General features: G+C 67.6%; 11 protein-coding genes. 4 read left to right on the top strand and 7 right to left on the bottom strand.

Going from position 1 to position 12117, the window contains the following annotated elements; translation table 11 throughout:
• Positions 1-2 precede the first annotated feature (2 nt).
• The 3 genes from CVO77_RS09270 to CVO77_RS09260 are packed head-to-tail and all read right to left on the bottom strand — an operon-like array spanning position 3 to position 1816.
• Positions 3-677: a glutathione S-transferase family protein gene (locus tag CVO77_RS09270; RefSeq protein WP_158258029.1), complete on the bottom strand. Its 675-nt coding sequence runs from the start codon at positions 675-677 to the stop codon at positions 3-5.
• Positions 678-702: 25 nt separating this feature from the next.
• Positions 703-1152 carry a VOC family protein gene (locus CVO77_RS09265; protein WP_197709678.1) on the bottom strand — a complete coding sequence of 150 codons (450 nt, stop codon included), beginning with the start codon at positions 1150-1152 and terminating at the stop codon, positions 703-705.
• A gap of 28 nt (positions 1153-1180) precedes the next feature.
• Complete coding sequence (locus CVO77_RS09260) at positions 1181-1816, bottom strand: TetR/AcrR family transcriptional regulator (protein ID WP_105998787.1); 636 nt, start codon at positions 1814-1816, stop codon at positions 1181-1183.
• Between the two features lie 385 nt (positions 1817-2201).
• Between CVO77_RS09260 and CVO77_RS09255 the strand changes: the two genes are divergently transcribed.
• The 3 genes from CVO77_RS09255 to CVO77_RS09245 all read left to right on the top strand — a co-directional run bounded on the left by CVO77_RS09255 (position 2202) and on the right by CVO77_RS09245 (position 6212).
• On the top strand, positions 2202-3710 hold the full coding sequence (locus tag CVO77_RS09255) for a YifB family Mg chelatase-like AAA ATPase (RefSeq protein WP_105998786.1): 1509 nt from the start codon (positions 2202-2204) through the stop codon (positions 3708-3710).
• A 162-nt stretch (positions 3711-3872) separates the two neighbouring features.
• Positions 3873-4316: a GFA family protein gene (locus CVO77_RS09250; protein ID WP_158258028.1), complete on the top strand. Its 444-nt coding sequence runs from the start codon at positions 3873-3875 to the stop codon at positions 4314-4316.
• A 132-nt stretch (positions 4317-4448) separates the two neighbouring features.
• Entirely contained in the window at positions 4449-6212 is a 1764-nt protein-coding gene (locus tag CVO77_RS09245; protein WP_105998784.1) for a GGDEF domain-containing protein, read from the top strand.
• Positions 6213-6354: 142 nt separating this feature from the next.
• Here the strand turns inward: CVO77_RS09245 and CVO77_RS09240 are convergent, their stop codons facing one another.
• Both CVO77_RS09240 and CVO77_RS09235 read right to left on the bottom strand, forming a co-directional pair.
• On the bottom strand, positions 6355-6744 hold the full coding sequence (locus tag CVO77_RS09240) for a bactofilin family protein (protein WP_105998783.1): 390 nt from the start codon (positions 6742-6744) through the stop codon (positions 6355-6357).
• A 1-nt stretch (position 6745) separates the two neighbouring features.
• Entirely contained in the window at positions 6746-7969 is a 1224-nt protein-coding gene (locus tag CVO77_RS09235; RefSeq protein WP_105998782.1) for a M23 family metallopeptidase, read from the bottom strand.
• A gap of 411 nt (positions 7970-8380) precedes the next feature.
• On the opposite strand from CVO77_RS09235, the gene CVO77_RS09230 reads away from it, so the two are divergent.
• A complete protein-coding gene (locus CVO77_RS09230; protein WP_105998781.1) occupies positions 8381-9793 on the top strand; it encodes a methyltransferase family protein in 1413 nt (470 codons plus the stop codon).
• 42 nt (positions 9794-9835) lie between these two features.
• On the opposite strand, the gene CVO77_RS09225 is transcribed toward CVO77_RS09230, so the two are convergent.
• Positions 9836-11209 carry a glutamate--cysteine ligase gene (locus CVO77_RS09225; protein ID WP_105998780.1) on the bottom strand — a complete coding sequence of 458 codons (1374 nt, stop codon included), beginning with the start codon at positions 11207-11209 and terminating at the stop codon, positions 9836-9838.
• 49 nt (positions 11210-11258) lie between these two features.
• Positions 11259-12017, bottom strand: a complete 759-nt coding sequence (locus tag CVO77_RS09220; protein WP_105998779.1) for a 16S rRNA (uracil(1498)-N(3))-methyltransferase — start codon at positions 12015-12017, stop codon at positions 11259-11261.
• Positions 12018-12117: the final 100 nt, after the last annotated feature.

Genomic DNA, 12117 nt, shown 5'->3' with positions numbered 1-12117 from the left:
CGTCAGGCCGGCAGCGGTTCGCCGACCGTGCAGTCGGCTAGGTGCGCCGCCATGGCGCTTTGAAAGGCCGGGCGCGACGTGCCGCGCGCGACATAGGCGGTCAGATTGGGGTGCGGCGCCAGCAACTGTGGGTCGGCGTTGCGCAGCACGTCGATCATCACGATGTCGCCGATCGAAAAATCAGCTTCCAGCCATTCGCGATCCCTAAGCGCCTGCGACAAGCGGGCCAGCCGCTGCTCGGCAAAGGGTTTCGCCGCTTCGATCGCGCCGGTGAGCCAGTCGGTGCCCTGTCCCTTGACGGTCAGCACGACCAAGGTCTGGATCATGGGCTCGACGCTGTTGAGCGCGGCGATCATCCAACTGATCGCGCGCCCGCGCCCTTTCGCATCGCGCGGCAACAGGCGTTCGTCGGCTTCGCCGATGTGGATCAGGATCGACCCTGTTTCGAACAGGATCAGGTCATCCTCCTTATAGACCGGAACCTGCCCAAAGGGCTGATCGGCCAGATAGGCTGGCGCCTTGTCCTCGAAAATGCCGCCGATCAGCCGCGTGCGATAGGGTCGGCCGATTTCGTCGAGCGCCCAGCGGACGCGGATGTCCTTGATGCGGCCGTAGGCAAAGTCCGGAACCGATCGATAGGCGGTGATCTCGGGCCTTGTTTCGGTTCGGGCAGACATGATCGGCTCCTCCCTTGTCGGTTCGTCAGGCGGCCGCTTCGGGAACCGGCGCCTCGCCGTTGGCGACCGCGGGGTCCATCCAGAACGGCCCCCAGACATGGCCGTCGGGGTCGAGAATGTCGCGGCCGTACATGAAGCCATGGTCCTGCACCGGGTTGACGTCGGCGGTGCCGCCGCTGGCGGCGGCGGCCTCGACCATCGCATCGACCGCCTCGCGGCTGCCGAGCGCCAGCGCGAGCGACACTTCGCTCGACCCGCGGTCGGCGATCGGGCGGTCGGTGAAGCCCTTCCATTTGTCGTGGGTCAGGATCATCACGAAGATCGTCTCCGACCAGACCATCGCGGCGCCGGTCTCGTCACTGAAGCGCGGCTCGTTGGTGAAGCCGAGGGCTTCGTAGAAGGCCATCGACCGGGCGAGGTCGGCGACCGGCAGGTTCACGAAGATCATTTTCGGCGTATCGGATGGCTTCGTCATAGGGGCACTCCTCTCGCTTGCTTGTTGGTCAGGCCCGCCCGAAGATCATGCGGACATAACGCGTCAGATGGGTGACGCTTTCCCGGGCAATCGCCGAATCGTTCGTCGTTTTCGCCAGGACGAAGCCGCCCTGCAGCACCGACTGGATATGGCGCGCCAGATCGAGCGCGGTCATGCCGGCGGGGGCGCCATAGGCGGCCATCGCCGCGTCGATATCGGGCGCCAGCGCGTCGCAATAAGCGGCGATGCTCGCTTCGCAGGCGAGGCGGATCGGCTCGCTGGTCGCATAGGCGTCCTGCACCATCGTCCCGATGAAGCAGGTGAAGCCGTCGACCGGGCCGTGGAGCAGCGAAAAGCGGAAATCGATATGGCCGAGCAGGCGGTCGAGCGGATCCTCGAGCTTGGTATGCGGCAGCATGTCGAACATCGGGCGGGCGCGATCGGTCCACGCCTCGGCGGCGGCGACGGCGAGCGCTTCCTTCGATTCGAAATGGTGGAAGAAGGCGCCCTTGGTGACGCCGGCGGCGGCGCAGATCTGATCGACCGTGGTCGCCGAATAGCCCTGCCGCCGCACCTCCTGATGCGCCGCGGCGATCAGCTTGGCGCGCGCGCTGCCGCGCGGGGTGCGGGCGGGGGGAATGGAGGAGGTGTGAGTCGCGGTCATGCGAGATTACATACCGACTGGTTGGTATGGTGTCAATCGAGCAAGCGGGCGGTTCTATGAACGGGTGTCTGATCCTTCTTCAAGGCTCGAAAAAATGCGCGCAGAGGCGCAGAGTTCGCAGAGATTTGTTCACGCGGGGACGCGGGGACGCGGAGGCGCGGAGAAGGGGAGAGGAAAGAGATAGGCGTCTTCCCCGCCTCTATTCTCCATTCTCTGCAATCTTTGCGCCTTTGCGCGAATCATCGTCCCCTTTTCTTCTCCGCGTCTCCGCGTGAACCCGATGTTCGCACGGAGCTTTTCCAACCACAGCGGCTGCAAAAGGGACTCGACCTTGCCGCCCCCCACCCTATGAAGGGATGGGAACAAAGGGGGCACGGAGGAAGCTTTGGTCGCGATCGTTTCAACCGTCGCCTATCTCGGCATCGAAGCGCGCGGGGTCGAGGTGCAGTGCCAGATCACCCCCGGCGTGCCGCGCTTCGTCGTCGTCGGCCTGCCCGACAAGGCGGTCGGCGAAAGCCGCGAGCGGGTGCGCGCCGCGATCGCCGCGATCGGCCTCGCGCTGCCGCCCAAGGTGATCACGGTCAATTTGTCGCCCGCCGACCTGCCCAAGGAAGGCTCGCATTACGACCTGCCGATCGCGCTTGCGCTGCTCGGCGCGATGGGGGTGATCGATGCCGAAACGCTGAGCGCCTATGTCGTGGTCGGCGAACTGGGCCTCGACGGTCGCGTCGCGCCGTCGCCGGGCGTGCTGCTCGCCGCGATCCATGCGGGCGGCGCCGGGCGCGGGCTGATCTGTCCGGCGGCGCAGGGATCGGAAGCGGCGTGGGCGGGGCATGTCGAGGTGATCGGCGCGCCCGACCTGCTGGCGCTGCTCGGCCATTTCAAAGGCCATGCGATCCTGCCGCCGCCACCGCCGGGCGAAGTCGAACCGCCGGTGCGCGCGGTCGATCTGGCGCAGGTCAAGGGGCAGGAAAGCGCGAAACGCGCGCTCGAAATCGCCGCGGCGGGGGCGCATAATCTACTGATGTCGGGGCCACCGGGGTCGGGCAAGTCGCTGATGGCGGCGTGCATGCCGGGTATCTTGCCCGAACTGACCCCTGCCGAAGCGCTCGAAGTGTCGATGATCGCCTCGGTCGCGGGTGGAATCGAGGGCGGGCGGCTCGTCCGTGCGCGGCCGTTTCGCGCACCCCATCATTCGGCGTCGATGCCCGCGCTCGTCGGCGGGGGCCTGCGCGTGCGTCCGGGCGAGGTCAGCCTCGCGCATCTTGGCGTCCTGTTCCTCGACGAGCTTCCCGAATTTCAGCGCGGGGTGCTCGACAGCCTGCGCCAGCCGCTCGAGACCGGCGAGGTCAGCGTCGCGCGCGCCAACGCGCATGTCACCTTTCCGGCGCGCTTTCAGCTTGTCGCGGCGATGAACCCGTGCCGCTGCGGTCATCTTGGCGATCCCGCGCTCGCGTGCAGCCGCGCGCCGCGCTGCGCCGCCGATTATCAGGCGAAGCTGTCGGGCCCCTTGCTCGACCGCATCGACCTGCACGTCGAGGTCGAGGCGGTGAGCGCCGCCGACCTCGTCCTGCCGCCGCCCGCCGAGGGCAGCGCCGAGGTCGCGGCGCGCGTCGCGGCGGCGCGCGATCTTCAGACCGAACGCTATGCCGCGCACAAGGCGCGCACCAATGCCGAGATCGACGGCGACCTGCTGGACGCGGTCGCGACCCCCGACGAGGCGGGGCGGCAATTGCTGGCGCAGGCGGCGGCGGCGATGCGGCTGTCGGCGCGTGGCTATACCCGCATGCTCCGCGTCGCGCGCACGATCGCCGACCTGGCGGGGGCGGAGATGATCGGCCGCATCCATATCGCCGAGGCGCTGAGTTATCGGCGGCAGGCCCCGCGCAATTGATGTCGGGTCCGATCGAAAGCTGTCCTGTCATCCCTCGTCACCCTGAAACAAGTTCAGCCTGACGAGGAAGAGAGGTTGCGTCCCATCATTGCAGGCGGTTTCAATCTCCTTATGCTGAACGGACCGGCGGCGTGGAGAGGTTGAATGGCGGGGAGAGGTGGAATGTCGAAACCCATCAAGGGATCGTGCCTTTGCGGGACGGTGTCATTCGCGATCGACGGCAAGATCGGGCCGGTCGGGCAATGCCATTGCTCGAAATGCCGGAAAGTGTCGGGGACCGATGGCAATGCGGTGTTCTATACCTCGGTTCGCAGCTTTCGCTGGCTCAGCGGGGAGAAAGAGATCAGCAGCTTTCTGGTGCCGGGAAGCGATGGCTGGACGTCGAGTTTCTGCCCGACATGCGGAAGCCCGGCTCCGCACGCCGACCGCGACGGGAAAATCTATTTCGTGCCCGCGGGCCTGCTCGACGATGATCCGGGGTTTCGGGGCTATGCGGCGCATATCTTCGTCGGATCGAAAGCGCCGTGGGTGCGCCTTACCGACGACGCGCCGCAATATGTCGAGGGCTTCGGCTCGCCGATGGTGGAGGATCGCGAGCGCTCGTGAGCCTGCCGCGGGGGCTATCGCCCCTTGTCCTTCGTGCGAGAGCGGGAAGGACAAGGGGTAGGAATCGGACGCTGGTCTGGGTCGCTTCGCTACGGTAAAGATTTCCAAAGATATTGGTGCGATAGGGGACGCATGACTGGGGGGAGCATTTTTCTGGCGAAGCTGGGCGGCCGGCTTGCGCTCGGCTTCGCGATGCTTGTCCTCGCGCTGTCGGCGGCGTCGGCGCAGGCCGAAACGCTGAGGGTCGATCGCCAGCTTTGCTATGCGCAAAGCGCGGTGAGCGTTCCCGACAACAGCGTCGCCGCGCTTCGCTTTTCCTGCACGGGAACCCCCACGGACTATCATGACGCCACGCTGTGGCTGCGAACCGACCCCGCGCGCCTGCCGATCGCGCGGAGCGACCTGGCGCTGATGGTCCACCAGTCGCGCTTCGATCGCCTCGCGGTCGCCTTTGCCTATGCCGATGGCGTGGTGCGCTGGGATGAGGTGCGGCAGGGCGATTATGGATCGCACTGGCGCGCCGGCGGGCAGATCGTGTTCGAGGCGCCCGAGCGGAACGTGCCGCTCGCCGGCGTGACGATGCGGTTCGACCGGCTCGCCAGCCTTGGCCTGCTGCGCGCGCGGCTGATCCCGAAGACCGATGCCGTCGTGCAGTCGACGGGGATGGCGGTCGCGGTCGGCGCCGCGCTGACGTTGCTGCTCGTCAGCGCAATCTACAGCCTGTCGCTCGCGGTCGCGGTGCGCCGTCAATATCTCGCGTGGCAGGCGGGCTGGTCGGCGGTCATGCTCTTGTGGGGCGCGGTCTGGTCGCAGGCGCATCTCGGCTTATTCCCCGGCCTTGCGGGCACGGTGTCGGCGCAGATTGGAACCTTTCTCGCGTGCAGCGCGATCGCCATCGCGACGGCCAGCGCGGTGCTGGCGGTCGAACCGGGGCTGGTGTCGCGGCGCTTGCGCGCCGCTGCGCTGCTGCTCGGCACGCTGCTTGGCCTGGTCGGCGTGCCGCTGGCGTTGATCCGCAGCGAAAGCCTGCCGCAATGGGCCGATATGCTGGCGCTGGTCATCCTCGCCGACCTGCTCGCGGTCGCCGCCTATCTGGGCTTGGCCTGGCGCCGCGGCTCGGTCGAGGCGCGCGATTTCCTCGCCGCCTGGTGTCTGCCGATGGCGGTGCTGGCCTTTGTCCATGTCGTCGATGTCGATGACGGGCTGTGGGGCGGGGGTTCGAAGATCATGGTGCTGCTCGCCGCGACCTGGCAGGCGCTATGGCTGTCGGCGTCGGCGACGCGGCGGCTTGCGCTGCTCCGGGTCGAGCGCGACCGCGCGCGCGCCTCCGAAGCCTTTGCCCAGCAACTGGCGCGTCGCGATCCGCTGACCGGCCTGCTCAATCGGCGCGGCTTCGTCGAAAGCGTGACGCCGCTTCTCGATCGCGCGCATGCCGACGATCTGGCGGCGGCGCTGCTGGTCGTCGACATCGACCGTTTCAAGTCGATCAACGACGTCCATGGCCACGACATTGGCGATGCGGTGCTGTGCGAGGTCGCGCGCCGGATCGAACGCTGGGAGGGGCCGATGTGCACCGTCGCGCGGCTCGGCGGCGAGGAATTCGGGCTGCTGACGGTGGGGATGGAAGGGCTCGTCCTCGCGCGCTTCGCCGAAAGCGTGCGGCGCGGCATCGCCGCCTGCGATCATCGCGCGGTGATCGGCGAAGGAACGGTGACCGCCAGCGTCGGCGTCGCCGAAGTGCGTCCGGCGAGCGATTTCCAGCAATTATACCGGCTCGCCGATGAAGCGCTGTATGACGCCAAGCGCGCCGGGCGCGATCGCGTCGTCGTGCAGCGCCATTTCACCGATGCCGCGGGCGCGGCCGGGGACAGCGAGGCGGCAGCGCTGTCGAACTGACGGTTATGGCTAACCTGCACCGCCCCTTGTCCGTTCGTGTCGAGCGACGTCGAGACACCCATCCATATGGAGCTATGCCGATGGGTGTCTCGACGTCGCTCGACACGAACGGGATGGTAGGTCAGGTGTAAGGCTCGATGCCCTAAAGGCCGACCGACTTGTTCTCGATCACTTCGAGCGGAGGCGGCGCTTTCGCGGCGCCGGCGCGGCGGTGCGACAGCTTGCCTTCGACCTTGCCGCCATTTTCGATCGTGATGTTTTCGTAAAAGACGTCGCCGGTGATCCGCGCGCTGGCGTGGACGATCAGCGTCTTGGCCTCGATCGATCCGTCGACGAGCCCCGCGAGCTTCGCGGTCTCGGCCGTGACCGCACCCTTGATCTCGCTCGCCTCGCCCTGGACGAGGTTCGCGCATTTGAGGTCGCCCTCGATCTTGCCGTCGACATGCAGGTCGACGCTGGCCGCGACATTGCCGGTGATCGCGACGTCCGACCCGATGATCGAGAAGGTGGTATGGCGCGCGCCGGTCGCCATCTTAGCGGGCGCCGCGGCGGGCGGGGGCGGCGGCAGCGAGGGCGCCGACTCGCTGTCGGGCGTCGGCTTTGACTTCAAGAACATCGGCTTTGGCCTCCAGGAAGCGGCGCGGGTTGACCGCGACGCCGTTCAGACGGACTTCGAAATGCAAATGGCTGCCGGTCGAACGGCCGGTCGAGCCCATTTTGGCGATCTGCTGACCGGCGGCGACCTGCTCGCCGACCCGCGAGGTGAACCCCGACAGATGCGCGTAGCGGGTGAGGATGCCCTGGCCGTGATCGACCTCGACGACATTGCCATAGCCCGACTTCTGCCCGACGAAGGTGACGCGGCCGGGCGCGGCGGCGAGGATCGGGGTGCCGAGCGGGCCGGGGAAGTCGAGCCCCGCGTGCATCGCGCCCGCCCCGGTGAACGGGTCGCTGCGATAGCCATAGCTCGACGAGAGCATCAGCACATGCGCGGGCTGGCCCGACGGGATGGCGACGAGCGTGCGTTCGAGCACCTCCATGCGGAACAGCGCGCCCTCGAGCGCCGCGAAGCTCTTGCCGAGCGCGTCGGCCTGACCGGGGCGCCCGCGAAAGGGAATGAAGGGGCCGCCGCGGCCGGCCGCGGCGTTGCGGACGAGCGCGGTCGGATCGAGCCCGAGCTGCGCGACCGCGACCTCCGCCTTGGCGGCGCGCCCCTTGACCGCCGCGAGCAGGTGCGCCGAAAAGGCTTCCTGTCGCGCTTCGAGGCGCGCGAGCGCCTGCGCCTCGGGCGGCAGGCGCGGGTCGATCGCGCTGGTTTCGAGCGGCTTGGCGGCGGGGTCGGCTGGGGCGTCGGCGGCCGCCGCGCTCTTGGCGTCGGTCGGCAGCGGTTCGTCGCCGAAATAATCCTTCTTCCATTCCTCGAGCTGGCCCTGGCGCTCGTCGAGGTCGGCGGCGATCTCGGCGACGCGGTCGCGATATTTGGCGATCCGGGCTTCGGAAGCCGCGGTGGCGGCCTGCTTGGCGGCGACTTCGGCGCGCTCGCCCGAGGTGAGGAGCTGGTTGACGAACACCGCGAGAGTGACCCCCGCCCAAGCGAAGAGGACAAGCCCGGCGATCAACGCGACGCGCTTTTGCCACACCGCGCTGATGCGCAGGAAACGCACATGGCCGTGCGTGCGGATAAAGATTTCATGGTCCTGAAACAGCGCCGAAAAGCGCTCGCGCCAATGGCGCAGACCCGATGATTGCGAAGACAAGCTACGACCCCGTCTTTTGTTTTTGTGGAGCCCTCCGCCCCGACTTGGTGGCGCGTGTAACAGGGGGTGGGGACGGGGGCGACTCTTTGCGCGGCGAGTCGCGCCGAATCGAACATGACTCGGGGTGAACGGTGCCAGCGGCCGGAAATGCTGCCATTTTGGCCGGAAATCGCGCCGCGACTCGGCTGTTTTGAGCGGGCGAGCGAGGCGCCCCCGACGCGATACACGTGGTCATGGCGAGGAGCGTGGCGACGAAGCCGTCTCCCGCTATGATCCTGAAGAAAGCCAGGCCGGAGATTGCTTTCCCCGGACCCGGTCGGGGGTCGCAAAGACGCTTTCCATCTCCGTCGTCACCGCAATATCATTGACGCCTTGCTTACCATTTCCGCCTAAGGGGGCGCTGTGACCCATATGTCCGATATCGTGCCGCCCGCAGGGGCGCAGCCCGTTGAAGCCCCCGATTCCGCGTCCGCGACGCGGCCGCGCTCGGCGGTCAGCGCGGGGGTGGGGTGGGTCGGCCTGATCGGCCTTTTCACCTATTTGCTCGTCGCGCGCCACGCGCCCGCGATCGCGGGCTGGCTTGGCATCGACTGGGGGCAGCGCGGGCCGATGAACGGACCCAATTCGGCGATCGCCAGCGTCCTCGCCTGCGGGGTGCCGATGGTGCTCTGGTCGGTCTTCGTCGACAAGGTCCACCGCAATCCGACGACGGGAATCGACTGGTCGCGGCGGCGCCCGTGGCGCGAGACGGTCGACATCAGCCTGACCAAGCTCACCGGCCTGTGGGCGACCTGGGCGCTGATCGCGGGCTTTTACCTGACGATGCGCTATTATTGGGAGGGGCGCTATGCCTTCTCGATGGACCTGCTCGAGCGCGCCGCGCCGTGGCTGCTGCTCGCGTCGATCCCCTATATGCTCTGGCTCGATCGCCGCTCGGTCGAACCGCGCGATGGCTGCTACGCTTTCGGCCGCTGGCTGATCGCGCCCGGAAATCGGAATGGCGGAGAGCCGGTCGACGGCCGCGCAATCGCGCATCATTTCCGCGCCTGGGCGGTGAAGGGCTTTTTCACCGCTTTCATGCTGTCGATCGTGCCGGGCAATTTCGCGGCGCTCGTCTCGGTCCCGATGCGCGATGTGCTCGCCAACCCCTATATGACCGGGCTGTGGGCGCTCAACCTGCTCTATCTGGTCGACGTCCATATCGCGACCGTCGGCTATATATTGACGATGAAGCCGCTCGATTCGCACATCCGCACCGCGAATCCCTATTTCATGAGCTGGATCGCGGCGCTTGTCTGCTACCCGCCCTTCATCCTGATGAGCGGCGGGCCGCTCGACTATCAGGTCAACGGCGCCGACTGGGGCTATTGGCTCAGCGGCCACGATAATCTGATGATGCTGTGGGGCGCGCTGCTGTTCGGGCTCGTCGCGGTCTATGCCTGGGCGACGATGGCCTTTGGCATCCGCTTTTCGAACCTGACGCACCGCGGCGTGATCACCCACGGCCCCTACAGGCTGACCCGCCACCCCGCCTATGTGTCGAAGAATCTGAGCTGGTGGGTCGGGTCGCTGCCGTTCCTGGTGACCGCGGGCGGCTGGACCGAGAGCTTGCGCAACACGCTGCTGCTCGCGGCGGTCAGCGGCATCTATTATTGGCGCGCCAAGACCGAGGAGAAGCATCTCCTCGCCGATCCCGCCTATGTCGCTTATTGGAGCTGGGCGCAGCGCCATGCGCCGGTGCCGCGCCTGTTCGCGAAACTGAGCGGGCGCGACCGCCCGCTGATCCGGCTGGAACCCGACCCGCGCGTGGGGCCGGTGGCGTGACTCTTCATCTCCCCTCCCGCACGCGGGAGGGGAGAAGCGTGTTCAGAAGCTCAGCTCGTCATAGATTTTCGACAGATCATGACCCCACGGACCTTCGTAGCGGTCGAGCAGGTCCTGCGCGGGGGCTTTGCCGCTTGCCGCGATGCGGCGGAGCGGTTCGAGGAAGCCGACTTCATTGTCGCCCATCGAATTGACCTCGCCGCGCGCGGCAAGGCCCGCCGCCGCGATGTCGAGCACGCGGGTGGCGAGGTCGCCGACCGTGCCGCCGCCCGGCGCCGGCGCGCCCAGCCCTTCGCGCGGCACCGCGTCGCGCAGCGCCTGTTGCTCGGCGATGCTCCACCCCTTGACGAGATCCCAGGCGGCGTCGAGCGCGCCCTGGTCATAGAGCAGCCCGACCCACAAAGCGGGAAGCGCGCAGATGCGGTTCCACGGGCCGCCGTCGGCGCCGCGCATTTCGAGGAAGCTTTTGAGCCGCACCTCGGGGAAAGCGGTCGACAGATGGTCGGTCCAGTCGGACAGCCGCGGCAGCTCGCCCGGCAGCGCCGGAAGCTCGCCCTTCAGGAAGGCGCGGAAGCTCTGCCCCGCGGCGTCGATATATTGTCCGTCGCGAAAGACGAAATACATCGGCACGTCGAGCATGTAATCGACATAGCGGTCGTAACCAAAGCCGTCCTCGAACACGAAGGGCAGCATGCCGGTGCGCGCCGGGTCGGTGTCGGTCCAGATATGGCTGCGATACGACATATAGCCATTGGGCTTGCCCTCGGTGAAGGGCGAGGCCGCGAACAGCGCGGTGGCGAGCGGCTGGAGCGCCAGCGACACGCGGAATTTCTGCACCATGTCGGCCTCGCTGGCATAGTCGAGGTTGGTCTGGATCGTGCAGGTGCGCAGCATCATGTCGAGCCCCATCGTGCCGACGCGCGGCATATGGTCGAGCATGATCTTGTAGCGCCCCTTGGGCATGCGCGGCAGGTCGGCGCGCGTCTTGTCGGGCCACATGCCGAGGCCGAGGAAGCCGAGGCCGAGTTCGGCGCCGATTTCCTTGACCTGTTTCAGATGGCGGCCGGTCTCGGCGCAGGTCTGGTGAAGATTTTCGAGCGGCGCGCCCGAGAGTTCGAGCTGGCCCGCGGGTTCGAGGCTGACCGCGCCGTCGCTGCCCGACAGCGCGATGACCTTATCGCCCTCGTAAACGGGTTCCCAGCCAAAGCGGGTGAGCGCCATCAAGAGGTCGCGGATGCCGCCGGGCTCGTCATAGGAGGGGGCGCGGTGATCGGCGGTGCGATAGACGAATTTCTCGTGCTCGGTGCCGATGCGCCAGCGCTCTTTGGGCTTTTCGCCGTTGCTCATGGGAACCGCGAGCTGGTCGCGGCTTTCGATGATGGGATCATTATGATCGGAAACCGTCCGCGTGCTCATGGGCGAGCATTTAGGGACGACCGCGCCGTCTTACCAGAGGGTGATTGCATCAACGGGTCGGGTCGCCGCCGTTCCAGTCGCCGTGCGTCGCCATCCATAAAGCGGTGGCGGCGATCGCGGCGGTTTCGGCGCGCAGGATGCGCGGGCCGAGCGCAAGGCGGCGCACCGCGGGAACGGCGAGTAGCGCCGCGCGCTCGCGGGGCGTGAAGCCGCCTTCGGGGCCGGTGAGGATCGCGGCGGGGGCGGGGGTGTCGAGCCCGGCGAGCGTCGTGCCGCCGGCCTCGTCGGCGAACAGCAGCGCGCGCTCTTCGGGCCAGTCCTTCAGCAAGTGCGGCAGCTTCACCGGCTCGGCCAGCGTGGGCAGCGCGGTGCGGCCGCATTGCTCGCACGCCTCGACGATCTGCGCTTCGAGTCGCTCGCGCTTCACGCGCTCGACGATCGTCCGCTCGGTGATCACCGGCTGGAGACGGGCGATGCCGAGTTCGGTCGCTTTCTCGATGATCCAGTCGAGCCGCGCCTTCTTGACCGGCGCGAAGCAGAGCCAGAGGTCGGGAACCGTCTCGCGCTCGCGCGTCTGGCGTTCGATCCGCACGGTCAGCGCCCGCTTGCCCGCGTCGGCGACGGTGCCGAGCCACTCGCCGCTGCGATTGTCGAACAGCAGCAGCGGGTCGCCGGGGCGCAGCCGCATGACGTTGAGCAGATAATGCGCCGCCGCCCCCTCGATGACCGGGGCGGCGTCGGGTCCGAGCGGAACATCGACGAACAGGCGGGGCGTGCTGGCGGGCGGCCAGGCGGGAGTCGCGGGCATGGCCGGGCGATAGCAGACCGGCCTTTGCTGCGCACCTGCCGCCGTGATGCGGCTCCCTTGTCCCGATTCGGGTCAAATGCCGCCGGGGCCGGGCGCACCG

Source organism: Sphingopyxis lindanitolerans (assembly GCF_002993885.1).
Taxonomy (GTDB): Bacteria; Pseudomonadota; Alphaproteobacteria; order Sphingomonadales; family Sphingomonadaceae; genus Sphingopyxis; species Sphingopyxis lindanitolerans.
Note: the sequence above shows the minus strand (reverse complement) of the source record. Positions and strands in the feature narration are given on the sequence as shown.

What these genes read in the sequence shown, in the direction of transcription:
- CVO77_RS09220 (WP_105998779.1), bottom strand. Translation starts at nt 12,017, where the DNA reads ATGCCCGCGACTCCCGCCTGGCCGCCCGCCAGCACGCCCCGCCTGTTC.
- CVO77_RS09230 (WP_105998781.1), top strand. Translation starts at nt 8,381, where the DNA reads ATGTCCGATATCGTGCCGCCCGCAGGGGCGCAGCCCGTTGAAGCCCCC.
- CVO77_RS09270 (WP_158258029.1), bottom strand. Translation starts at nt 677, where the DNA reads ATGTCTGCCCGAACCGAAACAAGGCCCGAGATCACCGCCTATCGATCG.
- CVO77_RS09240 (WP_105998783.1), bottom strand. Translation starts at nt 6,744, where the DNA reads ATGGCGACCGGCGCGCGCCATACCACCTTCTCGATCATCGGGTCGGAC.
- CVO77_RS09245 (WP_105998784.1), top strand. Translation starts at nt 4,449, where the DNA reads ATGACTGGGGGGAGCATTTTTCTGGCGAAGCTGGGCGGCCGGCTTGCG.
- CVO77_RS09225 (WP_105998780.1), bottom strand. Translation starts at nt 11,209, where the DNA reads ATGAGCACGCGGACGGTTTCCGATCATAATGATCCCATCATCGAAAGC.
- CVO77_RS09250 (WP_158258028.1), top strand. Translation starts at nt 3,873, where the DNA reads ATGTCGAAACCCATCAAGGGATCGTGCCTTTGCGGGACGGTGTCATTC.
- CVO77_RS09260 (WP_105998787.1), bottom strand. Translation starts at nt 1,816, where the DNA reads ATGACCGCGACTCACACCTCCTCCATTCCCCCCGCCCGCACCCCGCGC.
- CVO77_RS09265 (WP_197709678.1), bottom strand. Translation starts at nt 1,152, where the DNA reads ATGACGAAGCCATCCGATACGCCGAAAATGATCTTCGTGAACCTGCCG.